General features: G+C 57.8%; 17 protein-coding genes. 7 read left to right on the plus strand and 10 right to left on the minus strand.

Annotated elements, in window-relative coordinates; genetic code table 11:
* Positions 1-373 precede the first annotated feature (373 nt).
* Together E1H13_RS16090 and E1H13_RS16095 are read right to left on the minus strand one after the other, a co-directional pair.
* Positions 374-1,321 (minus strand): alpha-E domain-containing protein, encoded by a 948-nt coding sequence (locus E1H13_RS16090; RefSeq protein WP_169614494.1) that lies wholly within the window; start codon positions 1,319-1,321, stop codon positions 374-376.
* Between the two features lie 139 nt (positions 1,322-1,460).
* Positions 1,461-2,921, minus strand: a complete 1,461-nt coding sequence (locus E1H13_RS16095; protein WP_169614495.1) for a circularly permuted type 2 ATP-grasp protein — start codon at positions 2,919-2,921, stop codon at positions 1,461-1,463.
* Positions 2,922-3,200: 279 nt separating this feature from the next.
* Here E1H13_RS16095 and E1H13_RS16100 point away from each other — a divergent pair, with 279 nt between their 5' ends.
* Positions 3,201-4,748, plus strand: a complete 1,548-nt coding sequence (locus E1H13_RS16100) for an NAD(P)/FAD-dependent oxidoreductase (RefSeq protein WP_169614497.1) — start codon at positions 3,201-3,203, stop codon at positions 4,746-4,748.
* 1,307 nt (positions 4,749-6,055) lie between these two features.
* Here the strand turns inward: E1H13_RS16100 and E1H13_RS26935 are convergent.
* The 3 genes from E1H13_RS26935 to E1H13_RS16120 form a co-directional block, all read right to left on the minus strand.
* Positions 6,056-7,867 carry an SUMF1/EgtB/PvdO family nonheme iron enzyme gene (locus E1H13_RS26935; protein ID WP_206070589.1) on the minus strand — a complete coding sequence of 604 codons (1,812 nt, stop codon included), beginning with the start codon at positions 7,865-7,867 and terminating at the stop codon, positions 6,056-6,058.
* A gap of 631 nt (positions 7,868-8,498) precedes the next feature.
* On the minus strand, positions 8,499-9,362 hold the full coding sequence (locus E1H13_RS16115; RefSeq protein WP_169614499.1) for a Tab2/Atab2 family RNA-binding protein: 864 nt from the start codon (positions 9,360-9,362) through the stop codon (positions 8,499-8,501).
* A gap of 3 nt (positions 9,363-9,365) precedes the next feature.
* Complete coding sequence (locus E1H13_RS16120) at positions 9,366-10,244, minus strand: S1 RNA-binding domain-containing protein (protein ID WP_169614501.1); 879 nt, start codon at positions 10,242-10,244, stop codon at positions 9,366-9,368.
* Between the two features lie 134 nt (positions 10,245-10,378).
* Between E1H13_RS16120 and E1H13_RS16125 the strand changes: the two genes are divergently transcribed.
* Positions 10,379-11,077 (plus strand): uracil-DNA glycosylase, encoded by a 699-nt coding sequence (locus E1H13_RS16125; protein ID WP_169614502.1) that lies wholly within the window; start codon positions 10,379-10,381, stop codon positions 11,075-11,077.
* Positions 11,078-11,591: 514 nt separating this feature from the next.
* Here the strand turns inward: E1H13_RS16125 and ndk are convergent.
* Positions 11,592-12,041, minus strand: a complete 450-nt coding sequence (gene ndk, locus E1H13_RS16130; protein ID WP_169614504.1) for a nucleoside-diphosphate kinase — start codon at positions 12,039-12,041, stop codon at positions 11,592-11,594.
* A gap of 179 nt (positions 12,042-12,220) precedes the next feature.
* Here ndk and clpS point away from each other — a divergent pair, with 179 nt between their 5' ends.
* From clpS to E1H13_RS16145, 3 genes are all read left to right on the plus strand, one after another.
* Positions 12,221-12,538, plus strand: coding sequence for an ATP-dependent Clp protease adapter ClpS (gene clpS / locus E1H13_RS16135; RefSeq protein WP_169614505.1), 318 nt, complete (start codon positions 12,221-12,223; stop codon positions 12,536-12,538).
* Between the two features lie 190 nt (positions 12,539-12,728).
* On the plus strand, positions 12,729-13,028 hold the full coding sequence (locus E1H13_RS16140) for a DUF2103 domain-containing protein (RefSeq protein WP_169614507.1): 300 nt from the start codon (positions 12,729-12,731) through the stop codon (positions 13,026-13,028).
* Positions 13,029-13,146: 118 nt separating this feature from the next.
* Positions 13,147-14,283, plus strand: coding sequence for a tRNA (guanine-N1)-methyltransferase (locus E1H13_RS16145; RefSeq protein WP_169614509.1), 1,137 nt, complete (start codon positions 13,147-13,149; stop codon positions 14,281-14,283).
* 334 nt (positions 14,284-14,617) lie between these two features.
* Here the strand turns inward: E1H13_RS16145 and E1H13_RS16150 are convergent, their stop codons facing one another.
* The gene (locus tag E1H13_RS16150; protein WP_169614511.1) at positions 14,618-16,045 is read right to left on the minus strand and encodes an AMP-binding protein; all 1,428 of its coding nucleotides are present in this window, start codon (positions 16,043-16,045) and stop codon (positions 14,618-14,620) included.
* Positions 16,046-16,157: 112 nt separating this feature from the next.
* On the opposite strand from E1H13_RS16150, the gene E1H13_RS16155 reads away from it, so the two are divergent.
* Entirely contained in the window at positions 16,158-17,027 is an 870-nt protein-coding gene (locus E1H13_RS16155; RefSeq protein WP_169614513.1) for a methyltransferase domain-containing protein, read from the plus strand.
* A gap of 413 nt (positions 17,028-17,440) precedes the next feature.
* Here the strand turns inward: E1H13_RS16155 and E1H13_RS16160 are convergent, their stop codons facing one another.
* Genes E1H13_RS16160 through E1H13_RS16170 form a run of 3 tightly spaced genes read right to left on the minus strand, consistent with a single transcriptional unit; the run spans position 17,441 to position 19,067 of the window.
* Positions 17,441-17,602, minus strand: coding sequence for a hypothetical protein (locus E1H13_RS16160; RefSeq protein WP_169614515.1), 162 nt, complete (start codon positions 17,600-17,602; stop codon positions 17,441-17,443).
* Between the two features lie 32 nt (positions 17,603-17,634).
* Positions 17,635-18,873 carry an MFS transporter gene (locus E1H13_RS16165; RefSeq protein WP_169614517.1) on the minus strand — a complete coding sequence of 413 codons (1,239 nt, stop codon included), beginning with the start codon at positions 18,871-18,873 and terminating at the stop codon, positions 17,635-17,637.
* Positions 18,870-19,067, minus strand: a complete 198-nt coding sequence (locus E1H13_RS16170; protein ID WP_206070591.1) for a hypothetical protein — start codon at positions 19,065-19,067, stop codon at positions 18,870-18,872. Before E1H13_RS16170 ends, E1H13_RS16165 begins: the two co-directional genes overlap by 4 nt.
* Positions 19,068-19,218: 151 nt before the next feature.
* Between E1H13_RS16170 and E1H13_RS16175 the strand changes: the two genes are divergently transcribed.
* Positions 19,219-19,638, plus strand: a complete 420-nt coding sequence (locus E1H13_RS16175) for a peptide chain release factor 1 (RefSeq protein ID WP_169614521.1) — start codon at positions 19,219-19,221, stop codon at positions 19,636-19,638.
* Positions 19,639-19,760: the final 122 nt, after the last annotated feature.

The following is a 19,760-nucleotide window of genomic DNA, read 5'->3' on the forward strand; positions in this document are numbered from 1 at the left end:
TTAGGGGACAGGTGATAGGTGTTAGGTAAAACTGCAAACCGTGAACCCGAAACCCAAAACCCGAAACCCAAAATTCCCCGTCTTCCCATTCCCTCTCAGGGCGGACACACAGGTCCGCCCCTACGCCAGCTTCCCCACCCCATCCAATTTCCCTTCAATCCAAAATCCAAAATTCTCGCAAACCCACCCCTAGCCCCTCCCAAGAGGGGAACCGGACATCCCTACCCTCCGGGAAGCCGCTTAAGTGCGCTGCACACGCTTCGCGTTCCATGTCGCTTGCGAAACGCGTCTACCACCCATCCACCCATCACCCCATCACCCATCACCCACACATTCCCCATCTCCCCACCCATCTACCCATCCACCCTCCACCCTAAACCGATTCCAGGGTAAAAAAGTCAGCAAAAATCTTCTCACTCACCTGATTCAGGCGAACTTGCAGGCGATCCAGAAACTCGTGCAGCCCCTGCTGGGTAATTTCATCGATGGTTAGAAAGTCCAGTTCAGAGCGCAGGCGACCGAGGGCGCGATCGCTTTCGGTGCGCCAGGTACCGGCTGGGGTGCCAGAAATTTGATGCAAGGATTGTTCGGCTTCCAGCAAACAAAACTGAATGGATCGGGGGAATTCTCGGTTCAGAGTTAAAAACTCGGTCACCCCTTTGGGGGTAATGCGGTATTGGCGCTTGCGATACATTTCGTAGGCACTGGCTGACTTCAGTAGGGCAATCCACTGTAGATCGTCCAGGGGGGATCCCACATCGGTAACCGACGGCAGCAGAATGTAATACTTCACGTCCAAAATTCGAGCAGTTTTGTCGGCCCGCTCTAGCAAGCGTCCCAGGCGACCAAAGTGCCAGCCTTCGTTATGGGACATGGTGGCATCCATCACCCCGGCAAACAGGTGGCTGGCCATTTTGACTTCAGGGAAGAAATTGTGCAACTCAGACAATAGCCCCACGTCTGCAGCTTCGTTCACCGTTAGATAAAAGGTGTTAACCTGTTCCCACATTTCCGAGGAGATCACCTCCCGCACTGAGCGAGCATTTTCTCGGGCTGACCGCAGGCAAGAAATGATCGAGTTAGGATACTCGCGATCGAAAGTGAGAAACCGCAAAATATTCTCGGCGGTGGCCTCTCCATAGCGCTGTTTGAACATATCTTGATCCCCCGTGGTGATTACCAGGGGTTTCCACTGTTGCTCCATGCCGGGGGGGGCATCAAGCAGCAAATTCAGGTTGACATCGACAAAGCGGGCAACATTTTCGGCCCGCTCGACGTAGCGGTTGAGCCAGTAAATGGAGTCAGCGACGCGACTTAGCATAGGGGTGGATGGGGAGATGGGTGGATGGGTGGATGGGGGGATGGGGAGATGGGGAAGGTGGGGGGATGGGTTCACGGAGCACGATTTGCCTGACACCTGATACCCTCAGCAAAGGTAGCCATATTCCTGCCAGGCGTTACTAAGATTGCACCATGGCATCAGGATTGATGGATTTCACGACCCAGGTGTCTTTGCTGCCGCCCCCCTGGGAGGAATTCACCACTAACGACCCCCGTTTCAGGGCAACCCGGGTGAGGCCACCGGGATTAACGTAAATATCCTGGCCGTAAAGAATGTAGGGCCTGAGATCCACGTGGCAACCTTCAAACCCATCGCCAATTAGGGTGGGTACCCGGGAGAGGCAGAGGGTGGGCTGGGCAATGTAGCCTCGGGGGTTGGTGCGGATGCGATCGCAGAAGTCCTGGCGTTCCTCATTGCTGGCATGGGGGCCGACCAGCATGCCGTAGCCCCCCGAGGCATTAGTGGCCTTCACCACCAGCTGATCGATGTTGTCTAGCACATGGGCCTGTTGGCTGGGGTCTTCACACAAATAGGTGGGCACATTGGGGATAATTTGGTCTTCATCCAGGTAGTAGCGCACCATCGCAGGCACGTAGGCATAAACCAGCTTGTCATCAGCGACGCCAGTACCCAGGGCATTGGCGATCGCCACCCGCCCCTCTCGGTACACCTCCATCAGTCCTGGCACCCCCAGCAGCGAGTCAGGCCGAAACGCCTGGGGGTCAATAAAGTCGTCGTCAATGCGGCGATAGACCACATCCACCCGCTCTAGGCCTTTGGTGGTGCGCATTTTCAGGTAGCCATCAGACACTACCAGGTCGCGCCCTTCCACCAGTTCGGCCCCAATTTGTTGGGCTAAAAAGGAGTGTTCGAAGTAGGCTGAGTTATACATTCCCGGGGTCAGCACCGCCACTCGGGGATCAATCAGCGGTTCAGGCACGAGGCTCAGCAGTGTTTCTAGCAGCTGGCTGGCATAGTCATCTACGGCGGCAATCTCCATGGCCGAAAACAGGTGGGGAAAGGTATTTTTCATCACCCGCCGGTTTTCTAGCACGTAGGACACCCCAGAAGGACAGCGCATGTTGTCTTCTAGCACATACCACTTACCGTCTTTGTCGCGTACCAGGTCAGTACCGGTAATGTGGCACCAAATGCCGTTGGGTGGGTTGAGGCCCATGCAAGGTTTCAAGAACCCTGGGGCCGATTCCACGACATGGCGGGGAATCACCCCATCTTTGAGAATTTTTTGATCGTTATAAACGTCATGGATAAAGCAGTTAAGGGCTTGAATTCGCTGCTTCAACCCCTTTTCCAGCCACTCCCACTCATGCCCTGGCACCACCCGGGGAATCACATCAAAGGGAAAAATTCGTTCGGTGCCTTCGTTATCGCTATAGACGTTAAACGTCACCCCTAGCTTAAACAACGTATTTTGTACCGCCCGCTGCCGCTGCTGTAGCTCTACCAGCGACATGGCGTTGACCCGCTTGATCAGCAACTCGGCTTCGGGCCTGGGCTGTCCAGGGCCAAGAAACAACTCGTCAAAGAAGTCGCCGGGGTCATAGGCATCGAATAGCACAGTAAGGGTTCTCCCAAAGAAAAGATAACGACCTGAAGCAAGATAACGACCTGAGCTAACGCCCCGCATCATAGGGCAACCGTATTAATCAATACTTGGGCGAGTAGGGGTAAAGCTGTAGTTTACGATACGAATTGCCTGGGTCCCAAGCGGCTTAAAGCAGAGAAAAAATGCTTATTTTCGTTACTGTTGTCATCGTTTTTTATCTTTTTGCAAGGGATTGTAGCGTCTGGAGCGATGATAAAACCAGACGTCATCCTCAACGGAGAGGAAATGACTATGGAACTTTTTGACTATGTGATTTTAGGAGCCGGACTGGGAGGACTGTCTGCGGCCGCCTGCCTGACTCGCCAGGGCCATCGGGTCGCGGTGTTAGAACAACACTACCTGCCGGGGGGCTGTTGCCACACCTTTGACTATGGGGACTACCGGTTTTGCGCCGATGTTCACTACATTTCTCAATGTGGCCCAGGGCAGACCATTGACCAATTTCTCAACTACATTGGTCGCGAGGTCTCTTTCAACTCCCTTGACCCGAACTGCATCGATCGGGTGATTACCCCCGAGGTAGACTTTGCCATCCCCTTGGGGTGGGATCGGTTTCGCGATCGCCTCTTGGCCACCTTCCCCGACGAAGCCGGACCGATTAACCGCTACTGCGACGCCATCCAACACCTGCATAACGACATGCGTCAGCTAAGCCAGGAGGTGCACTGGTACGACCAGAAGTGGACGGACTGGCTAAAGCTGCCTAAATACCTGAATCTGTTTCAAAAGCGCACCTGGACCCTGCAAGATCTCTACGATCAGGTAGGGCTTTCACCCAAGCTGCAAGCGCTTTTGGCCGGGCAAAGCGGCGACTATGCCCTACCCCCCAACGACATTGCCCTAATTACCCATACCGCCCTGGTGTGGGACTATGCTGAAGGGGCCTACTATCCTAAGCACCACTTTAAGGGGTTTGTGGACACCATTGTCGATGCGATCGTGGCCGGGGGCGGCACCGTTCGCTATATGACCCCGGTGGAACACATTGAGGTGCGGGACGGCACGGTACAGTGGGTGACCGCTGGCGGCACCGACTATGTGGCCCGGGAAACCTACATTAGCGATCTTGACCCCAAGCTGACGGTGGACCTGATGCATGGGGCCGCCCTCAGTGCTGGAGAGCGGCAGCGCCTGACTGGCTATGACTATTCTGCCAGTGCCTTTAACCTGTACCTGGGCCTCGACAGTCGCTTTAACCCCGCCGACTATGGCATCGGCAACTGGAATATCTGGTACTACCCTACCGGGGATTTGAATGCCGAATATGCCAAGCAATTGGCGGGGGATTTGGAGCACCCATGGATTTTTCTGTCCTGCCCCACCCTGAAGTCTACTGCTCCGGGGATGGCCCCCGAGGGGCACCACGTGCTGGAAATTGCCACGGTTTGCCCCTATGAACCCTTCAAGCAACTGCGGGAAACAGACCCCAAAGCCTATAAGGCGAAAAAGCGCGAGGTCTACCAGTCGATTATGACCAGTGTGCAAGACTTGATTCCAGATGTGAATCACTATGCTCGCATGAAGGTCTATGGCACCCCCACTACCAGCGAACATTACCTGGGCCAACCCCAGGGGAATATCTATGGGGCGAAGTTGGTGCCTCAGCAGGTGGGGCTGAATCGTTTGGGCTACCAAACCGAATTGCCTAACTTGTTTTTGGTGGGGGCTAGTGCAGGGTATCCCAGCGTGCCGGGGGTGATCAACAACGGCATGGATGTGGTGGAGTTGATCACGGAGCGATCGGTACGGCGATCGCCTGCCCTAGCTACGGCCACCTAACTGGCTGCTTGCCTCGCAGCAATGTTTCCGCTAACACCAGGTTTGTGGTGAGGAATCGAGATCTCCGGGTTCTAGCCCGGGTCTCAGCTCAGCTAGCTGGGTGTATGCAGAACCCGGAGATCTGGTGGTGCTTCAGACGACTCCATTAGCGGGGTTTTGGTGAAGATCACCATCCACACCTCGACTGCGCTCGGTGGAACCCCCTCGACTGCGCTCGGTGGAACCCCCTCGACTGCGCTCGGTGGAACCCCCTCGACTGCGCTCGGTGGAACCCCCTCGGTGGGGTTGGCAGTGGGGGGAGGCTTTTGATGGTGCGATCTAGGGCCGGGAGGCTGCCGTAGAGTAGATGGCGCACCCGCTCAGGTCGAGGCGGTTGTGGACTGTTGGCAGACAGCGGCAAGTTGGACGCTGCGCCAGCGCCCAGTTCCAGGTATTGCAACATCGGTTCTGTGTTCCTCTGTGTTTGCAGTGGACAAGCCCTGCCTACAAGCCCCCAACCAAAAGGGGGTAGGGGTGTTAGGGGTGGGTCCAGGCCAAAAGCTGCTTGCTTGTGGTCAGCAATGTGCTTTGTCGTGGGCGAAATTGCTCTACAGGCGAACTCACCCACCCCGCCCTTCGGGCACCCCTCCTCGGAGGGGACGGGACCTCAGAATCCCCTCTTGGGAGGCCTGTGCTGAGCCTGTCGAAGTAGGCAGGGGTGGGTCTGCAAGGCCCTCGGTAATGGGTGGGTTGCTCTACAGGCGAGATTTACCCACCCCGCCCTGCGGGCACCCCTCCGAGGAGGGGACGACGCATCAGAATCCCCGCTTGGGAGGCCTGTGCTGAGCCTGTCGAAGTAGGCAGGGGTGGGTCTGCAAAGATTAGCGGGGCCGGTTGAATCTTCGGCGAACCTACCAAAGCAACCGACCCCTGGTTATTTTCGGAGGCTGTCGCCAGCCTCACTGAAACAGGTCTGGACTCCCCAACACACGCTCGATGAAATCCCTTTCACCGATTCTGGCCCTAGGGGAGTGCTACGCGGGAACCCACACCACCCGAAACCCAACATTGTCGTCGATGACGTCGCGCGAGAGGCGGTTCCGATTCGCCGAACGGCAGTTATCATGATTGTTGATCCACGAACCGCCGCGCAGCTAGGCTGCCTGCCTCAACGCCAGGTCTCAACGGGTGAGAAGTCTGGCGCACTGCCACTCTACAGCACCCCCGGCAGCAGGGCCAAAATTGCCAAAAAAATTTTACGCGCTTCGCGCGGAGGGAAAAGATTAAGAAGTGTAAAGAGCAAGAGGGAAAAAGGGTAAAGGGCAACCCTACGCGGGAACCCACACCACCCGAAACCCAACATGGCCGTCGATGAAGACGCGCGAGAAGCGGTACCGACCCGCCGAACGGCAGATATCAGGAATGCTGAACCACGAACCGCCGCGCAGCAGCCTTGGTCCACTCTCGTCAGAGGATAACCGTGCGCTGCCATCGGTGGGGGCACCCTGATAATTATCGTGCCAGTGGTCTTGGCACCACTCCCACACGTTGCCATGCATGTCGTGTAGACCAAAGGCATTGGGAGGAAAGCTGCCCACATCCGTAGTTTCTTCTCGAAAAACACCTTTTGGACCTTTTCCGTAGTTCCCTGGATAAGTAATTCCCGCAATTTCCCGATCGGTACCTCTGTAATTCGCCAAATCTGTTGTGATGGTTGGCCCAAAGTGAAAGGGCGTTGTGGTGCCGGCTCGACAGGCGTATTCCCACTCGGCTTCGCTGGGCAGGCGATAGGTGCGCCCGGTCTGCTGCGACAGCTTGTCACAAAAAGCCACGGCATCATCCCAAGATACCTGCTCAACCGGGCGATTCGCCCCCTGAAAGTACGATGGATTGTTGCCTACAACCGCCTCATACTGCGCCTGGGTGACTTGAAGCCGCCCCATAAAAAAACTGGGCACCGTGACCGTACGCTGTGGCCCTTCGTTGTCGAATCGCCCCTCTTCTTCCGGTGGTGATCCCATAACAAACTCTCCAGCGGGGATGGCAACCATATCCAGGCCAATGCCATTACCCAAGTCTTCGAGAAAGGCACTCACCTGGACCTGATTGCGTTCGGTGATGTTACCTGTGTCATTAACCTTGACAGGTTGAATGACTACGGTACTCAAGTCATCCGGGCTGCTTCCTGAAACTGGAGGAAGTTCAGGAGCCGGAGGATCGTTATCGGGTCGTTCTGTAATCAGCGCATGAGTCGCCATCGCCAAAATCAAGCCTCCTCCCCCCAGGCCTGCAACTTGCAAGACTCGCCGTCGGCCCAGGCCAGTTTGCTCTGGCTGTCTGCTGGCAGCAGTGGCCTCACGCTGGCGTTGGCGTTCTTCAGCCAACTGCCTCTGGCGTTCTCGTTCTCGGTGTTCCGCTTCGGCCTGCTGCTGTCTCTGTTGCTCAGCGGCTTCTCGGGCTTGACGTTCTTGCTCTTGGCGCTCCGCTTCAGCCTGCTGCCGCAGGAGTTCAGCTTCGTAGTCCTGCCTTAACCGTTCCGCTGCTTCCTGTTGCCGCTGCTCTGCCGCTTTTCGCTGCCGTTCCTGGCTTTCAGCAGCTGCTTGTTGTTGCCTACGTTGTTCGGCGGCTTGCTGCCGTTGGCGCTCGGCCTCTGCCTGGGCTCGTTCGGTGGCTTGTTGCCGCTCCGCATTCAGGGCATTCACCACCCGGCGAATGCCTTCTTCCACATCAAAAAAAGCTTCAGCCCGTCTATCCCAACTTTCTATGGGTTTACCATCCTTGGGCAACACCTGCAGGTGTTTGAAATTGCTATATTTCCAGCTACAGGCTTCCAAAATAATCGGCACCACCCGGGCAGTGCCTTCGTGGTGCCGCTCTACGGCCCGCTGCATTTCGGTTTCGTAGCAATAGTCTGAGGCCAAAAAGTGGCGGGTAATCAGCAAAAGAACAATGTCGGCCTTTTCCAGGTTGGCCTTGATCTCCGTGGCCCACTCCGCCCCGGCTTCGATCTGGCGATCTTGCCAGGTGTTAATTTTGCCCTCCCGTTGCAGCAGCTTCAGATGGTAATTGACCAGCTCATCCTTGAGCCCTTCGTCGCGGTGGGAGTAGGAAATAAATACGTCTAGCGCCTCGCCTGCCATGCCCGGTGCTGCCCTTGTGGTTGCCCCATTGTAACGGGTGCAGCGCCATCCTCGCTGTTAGGAAGTGCTATGGCTTCAGATCACAGGGTTCTGGCTATAGCTGCTTTCAAACCAGAGGATCTGGAACTAGAACCCTGGGATCTCACTTGCTGGGATCTGGCTTATACCAAACCCGGTTCACAAAACCCCGAAACAAGTTAGGGCTTGCTCCCTTTGGGAGCCACTTCGTGAACGACAGGCTCAGCCTGAGCGGTACAGGGTTTGATTCGGGGGTATACAACTAGGATTTGTTATGAATTGCTCCATAGGCGAACTCACCCACCCCGCCCTTCGGGCACCCCTCCGAGGAGGGGACGGTACGTCAAATCCCCTCTTGGGAGGCCTGTGCTGAGCTTGTCGAAGTAGGCAGGGGTGGGTCTGCAAGGTTCTTGGTAATGGGTGAATTGCTCCATAGGCGAGATTACCCACCCCGCCCTTCGGGCACCCCTCCGAGGAGGGGACGGTACGCCAAATCCCCTCTTGGGAGGCCTGTGCTGTATAGCCTGCGGCATGGCTTCGCTAGCGCGCAGCGACCCCAGGGGGGTAACTTGTCGAAGTAGGCAGGGGTGGGTCTCTTTGCCCTGGCGACCCCTTACCCCAACTGGATAGACTGCAACAGCCAGAACCCGGCGAACGACTCGCTGTTGGCGCTGGATTGCACCCCAATGAAATGCACCTGGTTAGCTTTAGCCTTGGCGGCTTCAAACGCTTGGGCCTCAGCCAGCAGGGCGGGGGTGGTCAGGCCCGCCAAGATCCAGCTGTCGGCGGCACCGGTTTCGAGGATCAGCTGGGGAGTTTTGCCAGCGTCCACCCGCCAGTAGGCCATCTCCAGCCCCGACATCCAGGCGGCCAGGGCGGTGGCTCGGGACGAGAAAATCAACAGCCCTGGAATTGGCGTATTGGGCTCTACTCCAGCCATATCCAGGGGAAAGGCTTCGCCAAAGTCGATATCCCACTCGGGTAGGTCGGCAAAGGCGGCGGCTTCCAGGGTGACAAAGGCCCACCGTTGGCCAATCAGGGCATCGGGTAGAGGCTGGGGAGAGGGGGGCGGGGCGGCGACGGAGGGGGAGGGGGCGTTGGTGTAGCCCGGTTGTTGGGGGTAGTAGTTATCCTGGCGATCGCGCAGCCACTGCTGCAAGGCCAGGGTACGACGGCTGGGCTTGGCCGGGATCTCAGCGTCGTCGCAGGCCCGCTGGATCATATTTTGCATTTGGTAGCGGAAGTAGCGAATGCGACTGGGGGGAGCAGGGGCTTGATCGATGGCTTCGGCGATCGCGGCTTTGAGATTAATCGAATTTACATCTGTATTGGACAAAAACTTGCTATAGCGAAACAGCTGATCGGGGTCCGTCTGGGTATCCGTCAGCCCCTCGCAGATCAGCACTTCCCACAGCTTTTTGTCATTCTCGTCCAGCACGGGCCGGGAGTAAAAGTCCAGTTCCCAAACGCTGCCCATAGGTTATGCCTCGCTTTCGGCCAGAATGCGGCTGATGTCGCCCAGACGATTTTCGGCATCGGCAAACACCGCCTCGGCCTCCTTCAGCATTTCACCGGGGTACTTCTCTAGCACCTTGGTGGAAAGGGAAATCCGGTTGCGTTCGGGGTCGAGGCCCACCACCACTGCTTTAATCGGCTGCCCCACCTTCAGCACCGTGGGCAGCGACTCCACATAGTTTTTGCTGATCTGCTTAATGTGCAGCAGGCCAGTGATGCCTTCAAAGTCCACAAAGGCGCCAAAGGGTTTGAGGCTAGCCACGGTCCCTTCGATCAGCTGGCCCAGTTCCAGGCGGCCCATCACCTGGCTGCGGGCGGCCATCCGGGCCGACATCACCAGTTTGTTATTGCCAGGGTTGACCTCCAAAAAGCCCACGGTCAGCCGCTGGCCCACGGCCTCTTCTAAATTTTCGTAGCTGCGGCCCAGATGCGATCGCGGCACAAACCCCCGCAATCCTTCCACATCCACAGTCACCCCGCCTTTATTAAAGCCAGTGACCTTCACCTCCAGCACTGTCCCCTCGGCGGCCATGGTTTGCAATTTCTCCCACAGTTGCTTCAGCAACAGCCGTCGAATCGACAGCAACACCTGTCCGTCAGCATCCTGGTCGCGGATCACCTGAAACGTGTATTCCACCCCCGGTTCCAGCACCCCTTCTAGAGAGCCAATCGCTTTCACCGCCGCTTCCCGGATCGGCAGAAAGGCCGCCGATTTGCCGCCAATGTCGATCGTGGCCCCATCGTGGTCGCAGGAAATCACGGTGCCGCGCACGGTACTGCCCACCTGAAAGTCATAGTCGTGGGCTTCAAGGGCTTTGGCAAAATCTTCGGCGGAAAAAGTCAAGCGAGGTTCTCCCGGACAAACATAGTTGACTTTCTACTATACAACGTCTCTTAGGGGGTTCCACATCAGCCGCAGGGCATCCCCAGACCCTTTACAATAATTGCCCAGAGCAATGTCCTAACCCTGACACATCCATGGCAGACGATCAATTTAGCCTGTTTGATGCCGCCGCAGGGGCGATCGCCGCCCCCAGCAGCACCGACTTTGATGCTATTCCCACCAGCAAATCCATCCCCATCCCGCCGGGCACCTACGACTCCCTAGACACCCTGGCCACCCATTGCCGCAGCTGTCAACGGTGCGAGTTGGCCCCCAGCCGCACCAACGTGGTGGTCAGCCGGGGTAGCACCACCGCCCCAATTTTCATCATTGGCGAAGGCCCCGGCCAACAGGAAGACGAGCAGGGCAAACCCTTTGTGGGCAAATCGGGCCAGCTACTGGAGAAGATTTTGGCCTCAGTCCGCCTGGATACCGAGAAAGACGTTTACATCGCCAACATTGTCAAATGTCGCCCCCCCGGCAACCGAGTGCCCACCGCCGATGAAATGGCCGCCTGTAAGGGCTATTTGCTGGAACAAATTCGTCTAGTGGACCCCAAAATCATCTTGCTGACTGGGGCCACAGCGGTGAAGGGGATCACGGGCGAAAAGACCGGCATCACCAAAATCCGCGGTCAGTGGCGGGAATGGGAAGGCCGCCTGTGTATGCCCATCTTCCACCCTGCCTACTTGCTGCGTAACCCCTCCCGCGACAAAGGCAGCCCCAAGTGGCTGATGTGGCAAGACATTCAGACAGTGCGCACGAAGCTGGATGAATTGTTGGCAGCGGACTAACGAGCACTGCCTGGCAGAAATATGACCACTGTTGCTGAGAGTATCAGGTGTCGGGTATCAGGTGTCAGGTATCGGCATCCCCTCCTGGGAGGGCTACTGTGTACACATAAGTCCTGAAAGCCTTGGCTGCAGGACTTTTCCCTCATCCCCCAACCCCTTCTCCCAGAACGGGAGAAGGGGAGCCGGAAAGCCTTGTCTGGCCTCCCCCTCGCCCATTTTTGGGAGAGGGGGACCGTTGGCGAAGCCTGCCCAGAGGGCTTGGGGGAGAGGGCCAAGATGTGTATACACGGTAGCCTGGGAGGGGTAGGGGTGGGTGACAGTGCGCGGCGCAGGGTTTACGGTAAACGGGATGGGGGGCAAGGTGTGGAAAACTCCAGATCCCGAGCTGGACTGGGTATAGAATTCAAGAACCAGGAATCAGAACACAAGACTATCCTGAGTTCTGACTCCTGGATTCTGACTCCTGGCCTAATCAAACTTTCCCGGCTTACATGTCACGCTGCCAATCCCCAAACTACTCGTAGATCCACCCCTGGGTAGCGGGGGTCCAGCTGGTGAGCTCGGCATCGCTGAACCACAGGGCGATTTCAGCCTGGGCAGTTTCGGGGGCGTCGGAACCGTGGATAATGTTGCGGCCTACGGTCACACCCAGGTCGCCGCGAATGGTGCCGGGTTCAGCTTCCAGGGGTTTGGTGGCCCCAATCATCTTGCGAGCCGAGGCAATCACCCCTTCCCCTTCCCACACCATGGCCACCACTGGGCCAGAGGTGATGAAGTCCACCAGGCCAGCAAAAAAGGGCCGTTCTTTATGGACCGCATAGTGCTTTTCGGCCAGGTCCCGAGACACTGACATCAGCTTCATGCCCACCAGGGTAAAGCCTTTGGTTTCAAACCGGCCAATAATTTCGCTAACCAACCCCCGCTGCACCCCGTCGGGTTTAATCATCAAAAACGTCCGTTCCATAGATACCAATTCCTAACGCGAGTACAAGACCTCTACTATGCTGAGAAACCGAGGTCACTTTGTAAAGCATTTTGGCCAAGATTTTGCCAAAGCTTGCCCCAACCCCACCTGACCGCGCCCTCTGGAATTCGGTAGACTAGAGGTTGTTCTAGTGTTTGGACTCTCTTCCAGGACCTCCTATGATCTCGGTTTTGCCTCAAGCGGTTTCCTCAGCGCCTACCATAGCTCCTGAAAAAACACGCCAGACGACTCGCAAGCCGTACCCCAAGTACAAAATTATTGTTCTAAATGACGACTTCAATACCTTTCAGCATGTGGCGGAGTGTTTGGTGAAGTATATTCCCGGCATGGTGAGCGATCGCGCCTGGGACTTGACCAATCAAATTCACCACGAAGGGCAAGCCGTGGTGTGGGTCGGCCCCCTGGAACAGGCGGAACTGTACCACAGCCAACTGAACCGGGCCGGGTTGACCATGGCACCTTTGGAACAAGCCTAGTCGGCTATCAAACCAGACGTGACAGGTCAACAGGGTCTACGGTTCACGGTCTACGGTTCACGGTCTACGGCTCGCCTTAAGCCGCTTACCATGAACCGTGAACCCTAAGTCACATTTCCTGCCATTATTTTTTTGACTGGACACTTGCGTTTATTGATCGAATTTTTGACAGCCCTAACTACCCCTACCTATGGCACAAGCTTCGGATGGTCGTCTCGTTTGGAACCACTCCACTCATTTACCCGGGCTGATTCCTATCCTTGAAAAACTCCTCGATCAGCAACCCAGCATTGGTACTGTTACCCCTGGGGTGATTGCCCAGGTGCGAGCCCATGCCCCAGCCCTACGGATCAAGGTTTCGGTGCCGATTCGGGGCGGGTTTAAGCTGATTGCCCGCAAGGGTAAAACCGTGCAGGAAGTGTTTGTGCTGACAGACTTGGAGAAGTCGGATCTGGAGGCGGCTATTGCCCAGGCGATTGAGGCGGCGTGAGGGGGAAGGCAGAAGGTAGAAGGCAGAAGGCAGAAGGGGAATCTTCTGTTGGGTGTTGGGTGTTGGGTGTTGGGTGTGGGGTGTCGGGTGTGGGGTGTGGGGGATGGTTGGTTGATGTATGTCGCGGAGTAGTCGCCTGATTCAGGAGGGGCAGGCTAGTTTTAGGGTGGATGGGGCGTTTTATCGGGCGAAGAGCGCGATCGCTCGAGATCTGGCCATTCTGGCGGCTGCGGTTTATCGTCAGCGGCGGGGTCAACTGCGGGTGCTAGACGCCATGACCGGCTGTGGGGTACGCCCCCTGCGCTATGTGCTGGAAGCGGGGGCCGATTGGGTCTGGGCCAATGAGGGCAACCCCGACCAAGCTGAGCTGCTGGCCCAGAATCTGGCGGTGCTACCCCCCGACACCTATCGCATCACCCACCAGGATGCCCACCAGGTGTTCTTTAGCTGTTACCAGGATCGGGACTTCTACGACCTGGTGGATATCGACAACTTTGGCGGCCCAGCCCCCTTCGCCAGCACGGGCCTCTGGGCCACCCGCCTTGGCGGCCTGCTGTACTTAACCAATACCGATGGCCGCTCCACCAGTGGCCATGACCTGGGCCGAAGTTTACAGGTGTATGGGGCTGGGGTGCGATCGCATCCTGCGGTTCACGAACAAGGGCTGCGGCTATTGTTGGGCCATGGGGCGCAGATCGCCGCCGCCCGCCGCCTGGGCCTTGAACCCGTCTTCTCGCTATTTACCGGCCAGGTCCACCGGGTGATGGTGCGCCTGGTGCGCAAGCCCACCCTAACCCCCAAAAACTATGGCTTTCTGGCCTACTGCCACAGCTGCGGCCATTTCCAAACCGTAGGTTGGGGCAAACTCAGCCGGGTCACTTGCCCTTGCCAAACCCAGTCCCAGGCCGCTCCCACTGTGGTCTTGAGTGGCCCCCTGTGGCTGGGACCACTGCACGACCCAGAGACCCTCAAGGCCATGGCCTCCCTGGCTGATACCTGGGACTGGCCGTCCCAGGCCAACTTACTCAGGGTGATGCAACAGGAAGCCACCCTTCCCCCCTACTACTATCCCTTAGGAGACATTGGCCGCCGAGGCCAGATGGATATTCCCAACCGCGATCGCCTGATGGCCGCCCTCCAGGCCCACGGCCACCAGGCAGCCCCCACCCACTGCGACCGGCAGGCGATTAAAACCGACGCCCCCTGGGCGGACTGCTTAGCGGTTGCTAAAGCCCTAGGGAAGGGGAGGGGATGAGGAAGGGGAGAAGGCAGAAGGCAGCTTCCCACTAACCCCGCTGGGGTGAGCAGAAGGTGGAAGAAACAAAACTGTTTCCAGTTTGGCGACAATCAGGGTGTTTTGACATCGATTAGCCTTTGTTTCTTAGGAGAAGGCGGAGCAATTCAAAGTTCAAAGTTCAAAATCCAAAATCCAAAATCCAAAATTTAGAACCGCAAACCCGAAACCCAAAACCCCCTTCCCACCCATCCACCCCCATCTCCCCCATCTCCCCCATCTCCCCCACCCATCCCCCCATCCACCCATCCCCCCATCCCCCCATCCACCCATCCCCCCATCCACCCATCCACCCCTACCAAACCCGCCGCGCCAACCCCAAAGCCTGAGGCCGCACCAACTTGCCCTGGGGAGTTCTCGGCAGGGCCGCGATCGCGATCCAGCGTTTGGGCTGCTTGAAGGGGGCCAGTTGTCCTTGTAATAAGCGGGGTAGGGTAGCCAGGGGCAAGGTGGGGGAAATCACCACCAGGGCACACAGTTGCTGTCCCCAGCGATCGCAGGGCAACCCCACCACACAGGCATCTTGCACCTGGCCGGTGGCCAGCAGGGCGGCCTCGATTTCTTCGGGGAACACATTTTCGCCGCCGGTGATCAGCTTGTTGCTGCGGCGGCCCACCAGGTGCAGATAGCCTGATGCATCTAAATGGCCTAAATCGTCGGTGCAGAGTTCGCCCTGGGGGCTGTGGGGCTGTGAGGCTGTGGTGTCGGTGGGGGTCAGGCTGGTGATCGGGCAGGGCTCCCCCTTCCCAGGCTTGAGTACCACATATCCCGCTGCCAGGGAGGTGGCGGCAATGGTGACGGTCCCCACTGTTTCTGGGGGCAGGGGCTGCCCCTGGGCATCGAGAATGCGCAGACTGGCGTGGGGCAAAGCTCGACCGCTGCCCCCCTGGCCCGCCAAAAACTCCTGGGGTAGCAGGGTGGCCACCTGGGAGGCGGTCTCGGTCATGCCGTAGGTGGGGGCCAGGGGAATGTACCGGGTTCTGGCCCGCTGCAACAACCGAGGCCAGGGGGGAGCGCCCCCCAGCAAAACCGCTCGAAAGCTGCGGAGCCAGGACTCTACCTCTGGGCCCTGATCCAGCAGCCACTGCAATTGGGTGGGGACCAGGGATAGAAATCCAGGCTGGGGCAGTGGTAGTCGCTTCCCCTGCTTCAGATTGCCATAGGGCTGCACCGCCAGGCATCCCCCAGAGGCCAGCACCCGTAGCCCCTGCATTAGCCCACTGACGTGGTACAGCGGCAACACGCAGTAGGCATTCACTACAGTGACGTCAAAGTGCTGGCGAAAGCCCTGCACCGCTGCCATCAAACTCTGCCGGGTGTGGATCACACATTTCAGTTGGCCCGAGGTTCCCCCGGTGGGAATGAGGATTTTGTCAGCCGGGGTCGCCAGGGGCCAGGCACAGGGGTAGCTGCTGATTCCTGCTTGAATTGGGTTAGCCCAATCGGGCTGAAAGTGTTGATTGACGGGGTGCCATTCGCGATCGCCCCAGCCAGGATTCGCCAGCACGATGCCACAGCCTGCCCCCCAGGCGGCCAAAAATGCCAGCCAAAATCGCTGGGGATCGACCTCGGCAATCAGCACCGCTGGGCTCTGCCGTCGGCTTAAGGCCTGCTCCAACAACTCCCGTTGCGGCCAGAACGCCTGAGGGGCTACACCGATTAGCCAGTCATCGTGCCAGCGGCTCGTGCCGCTGGGGAAAAAGGGAAGATCCACAAATGCCATGGCCCAATGCTATAGCAAAAGGGATGGGGCACAAGGCCGTGGTTCCCCTGGCTGAGACGAACCCAAGTTGCTACCCTGAAAGGCAGCTGCCCTGACCCTACAGTATGACGCCATGACTACCCCAGCCAAGACCCTGTTCGAGCAGTACCTGGCCCCGATCTTCTCTCGCCTGATTGATCGAGAAGCCATTCTGCGCCTGCGAGATAGCATCGACTGGGAACAGGCGATCGCCAGTTTCACCAATCCCCAGGTGGTTTACCCCGAGTACTACAAAACCAGTAACTTCCATGGGGTTAAACAGGGTTACCTGAATGTGGATGCCGCCCTCACCTACGACCCCATCACTCAATATGTGCTGCCCCCCCACGAAACCTGGGTGCGGGAAAGCCTGATCAAGGCTATCCACGGGGCACCCCGGCGGATTTTAGACCTGGGCTGTGGCACCGGCAGCACCACCCTGATGCTGAAGCGGCGGTTTCCCGAAGTGGAGGTGGTGGGCCTAGACCTCTCTCCCCAAATGTTGGTGATGGCAGATCGCAAAGCCCGAGACGCTCACCTGGATATTACCTTTCGCCACGGCAATGCCATGGTGACGGGCCTACCCGACGGCGCCTTTGATGTGGTCTGTGCCACCTTGCTGTTTCATGAAACGCCCCCTGCCGTCGCCAAAACCATTCTGCGGGAAAGCTTTCGGCTGTTAACCCCAGGGGGGCAGGTATTGATTTTAGATGGCAATCAACGCACCCTGCGGGCCACCGACTGGCTCAGCAACATTTTTGAAGAACCCTTTATTCGTGACTATAGCCAGGGCAATGTCGATGCCTGGCTGGGCTTTGCTGGGTTCGAGGCCGTCCGCACCGAGGATGTATTTTGGCTCAACCAACTGAGCTCTGCCCGGAAACCGCTACCCGTCCGCGATCGCGCCCCCACCACTACCGCTACAGACCTCACTGGGGGGATGGCCTACCCGCAGCCCGCCTAGGGCGGAAAGGCAGAAGGTAGAAGGCAGAAGGCAGAAGGCAGAAGGCAGAAGGCAGAAGGGAGAAGGGCGTAGCCTGTGCATAGCAGGTAGAAAGGGAATCCTGCTCTAAGCAAAGGTTTGAGCTTGCGGCGGTGGGTGAGTCATGGCTGCCTCAGAGCACTCGTGTTGAGTCAAAAAAATAATGACGGGAGATGTGACTTAGGGTTCACGGCTCATGGTGAGCGGTTGAAGGCAAGCCGTGAACCGTAGACCGTGTACCGTTTACCGTAGACCTCGTTGCCCCGTCACGTCTGGCTTGCCTGAACACTAGTACACCAAGGCAGAAAACAACCTACTGCTCAGGACGCTTAAAATCCTTGCGCAGCAGCAATTTTTCACCTTGAACTTTGCATTTTGAATTCCGCGCAGCGGTACTAGTTAGGAGTTATTGTGCTCGTTGCTACTAGAGACAGCCCAGGCCGCCGAGACTCAATGGTTTCGATGGGGCGGTTTTGTAACCAGGCGAAAAACGCCGCTGCCCCCCCCAGCACCAGGGTGGTTAAAACGACTAGCTGCAACATAATGCTGTAACGCATAGCGTCATTGTCCTTAACGAGTTGACATCACCTTACAAGCCCCGTCGCCTTAGTTGTCGATTTAGCCCGTACAACATGCCCCAGAGGGGCAGTACCGTCAAGGCCAATCCCAACCAAAAGCCATGGGCCACAGCCGTTCCCTGGTCCAGGGCCCACCCCCCCAACGGGGGAGCCACCAGATAGCCAAAGGCCCAAGCCAAAGAGTTAACCGACAAATAAACCCCCCGCTGGTCATCGGCAGCCATCGCCACCACCAAAGCCGAGGCAATGGGCGTATAGGCCACCATCGCCAGTGCCATCACCCCCAAAGCCAATCCGGCCCACAGGTAACTGCCGGTTTGGGTACCGGCCAGCCACACCAGGCAAAACCCCATCCCCCACAACAGGGCCGACCCGGCCAGCCCCTGGGTCGGGGGATACTGCTTTAGCCAGCGGGCCATGGGTAGTTGGGCCACGACCGCCAGCACCACATGGCCGGTGAATAACAGGCTTAAGGTGCCTTCCGAAAAGCCGGGGGTGGCCACCTGGTTGAGGTACACCGGCAGGGTACTCTGCACCTGAGCCAGATAGCTGGTGAGCAGAATATTCACCAGGGTAAAGACCAGCAGTGGCCTATCTTTCAGAGCCTGTCCCCACCCCTGCCAGAAGGCTTTGGGCGGGTTGCCCGGCGGTCGGGTCTCGGCGATGGCCCCATAGATGATGCCGAAAAACAGCAAAAATGTAATGCCATCCACCACAAACAAGGCCCGATAGGCCCCAGTCAGGGAAATCAGTGCCCCACCCAGTACCACCCCCAGGCCCAGGCCCACATTATCCGCCAGGCGCACCAGGGCGTAAGCTTCGTTGCGCTGTTGCGCTGTAGTGAGATCAGCTGCGACTGTCTCAGTGGCGGGCCAATAGAGCCCCACCCCAAACCCCATCAACAGGTTACCCAGCAAAAACAACGGAAACCCCTGGGTCAACACCAGTACTCCATCGGCGGCCGCTGAGACCAGGGCTGAAACCAGCAACGTGGGTCTGCGGCCCCAGGTGGGAGAATCGACCCAAGACCCGGCCAAAATCCGCCCGAACAGGCCAGTGACAGAGCCGAGGCCAATGCCGATGCCTACCTGGGTGGCCGATAGCCCCACCTGGCTGACAAAGAATATGGGCGCATAAAACAAGGTAAAGCCAATGCCCACCTGGGAGAGCAACCGCCCCCCCGCCAAAATCCAAATGCGGGTATCCAGGTCAGGCAGCCACTGGCGCAGACGAGTTAGCACAACGTTCATGACGGCGGTGGTAAGGGGCGCCGGGGACGCCGCAGCGCATCAATCAGGGCCACAGTGCCCCCCAGGGCGCCCCACAAAATCCAAAGGCCCAGGTCATAGCCTTTGCGCTGGGCTACCAGAGCGGCTCCCAGGCCAATGGCACAATGGGCTAGCATAAGCAGGGTGGTGGGCGCGATCGCGCTATTGGTTGTCAAGATTGGCTCAAACAGCATCAGGTCTAAGGTATGGTAACCCTTGAAAAAGGCTTAACCTGTGCCTTTATCCGCGACTGGACACATTAGGCCCAGAGGCTGACTCAAGTTGGATAATCAGCACCATAATAGCCATTAATTCCACACTTTCCCTATGCGTAACCCCCTCTGGAGGCTGAAATCACTGCCCTGGATTACCCTGTTGCAGGCGGCGGGGTTGGCGGTGGCGATCGCTACGGTGGGCGATATTTTGTTGGTGCAGGTCTTGAACTGGTTACTCAGCGGGGTCACGGGCGGCCTGATGCCGATTGTGCAATTGGTGTTGTTAGTGTTGCCAGTGGCTGTGGGGTATGCGATCGGGGCGCTGACTCTGGCGGTGATGGAGCGGCTATTCCGCCAGGTCTACCTGGACACGGCTGTCCTGTGGGCCTTGATCCCCTGTGTGGCCCTGGTGCTGTTTTTAAAGGGTACCCTGCCCCTACCGGGCTTTTTTGTGGCCATGGGCTACCCCCAATTGGTAGGGGTGCTGTTGGGCGTCTTTGTCACCGGCAAACGCCACTGGCGCCGCTGGTAGGTTGCTCTGGTGGATATAAACCAAATCCAAGTCCAGACCTGGAGTTATGCCCGGGGGAACACTCCAGATCCCAAGCTGGACTTGGTATAAAACGGGATCAGAAGAGAGTCAGCCGGGTCTTT

Source organism: Nodosilinea sp. P-1105 (assembly GCF_012911975.1).
Classification (GTDB): Bacteria; Cyanobacteriota; Cyanobacteriia; order Phormidesmidales; family Phormidesmidaceae; genus Nodosilinea.

Bases quoted from the DNA above. Each gene is read 5' to 3' on its own strand.
- E1H13_RS16150 (WP_169614511.1), bottom strand. From the start codon at position 16,045: ATGGCATTTGTGGATCTTCCCTTTTTCCCCAGCGGCACGAGCCGCTGG.
- E1H13_RS16145 (WP_169614509.1), top strand. From the start codon at position 13,147: ATGTCGCGGAGTAGTCGCCTGATTCAGGAGGGGCAGGCTAGTTTTAGG.
- E1H13_RS16155 (WP_169614513.1), top strand. From the start codon at position 16,158: ATGACTACCCCAGCCAAGACCCTGTTCGAGCAGTACCTGGCCCCGATC.
- E1H13_RS16125 (WP_169614502.1), top strand. From the start codon at position 10,379: ATGGCAGACGATCAATTTAGCCTGTTTGATGCCGCCGCAGGGGCGATC.
- E1H13_RS16160 (WP_169614515.1), bottom strand. From the start codon at position 17,602: ATGCGTTACAGCATTATGTTGCAGCTAGTCGTTTTAACCACCCTGGTG.
- clpS (WP_169614505.1), top strand. From the start codon at position 12,221: ATGATCTCGGTTTTGCCTCAAGCGGTTTCCTCAGCGCCTACCATAGCT.
- E1H13_RS16090 (WP_169614494.1), bottom strand. From the start codon at position 1,321: ATGCTAAGTCGCGTCGCTGACTCCATTTACTGGCTCAACCGCTACGTC.
- E1H13_RS16140 (WP_169614507.1), top strand. From the start codon at position 12,729: ATGGCACAAGCTTCGGATGGTCGTCTCGTTTGGAACCACTCCACTCAT.
- E1H13_RS16165 (WP_169614517.1), bottom strand. From the start codon at position 18,873: ATGAACGTTGTGCTAACTCGTCTGCGCCAGTGGCTGCCTGACCTGGAT.
- E1H13_RS26935 (WP_206070589.1), bottom strand. From the start codon at position 7,867: ATGGCAGGCGAGGCGCTAGACGTATTTATTTCCTACTCCCACCGCGAC.
- ndk (WP_169614504.1), bottom strand. From the start codon at position 12,041: ATGGAACGGACGTTTTTGATGATTAAACCCGACGGGGTGCAGCGGGGG.
- E1H13_RS16115 (WP_169614499.1), bottom strand. From the start codon at position 9,362: ATGGGCAGCGTTTGGGAACTGGACTTTTACTCCCGGCCCGTGCTGGAC.
- E1H13_RS16100 (WP_169614497.1), top strand. From the start codon at position 3,201: ATGGAACTTTTTGACTATGTGATTTTAGGAGCCGGACTGGGAGGACTG.
- E1H13_RS16175 (WP_169614521.1), top strand. From the start codon at position 19,219: ATGCGTAACCCCCTCTGGAGGCTGAAATCACTGCCCTGGATTACCCTG.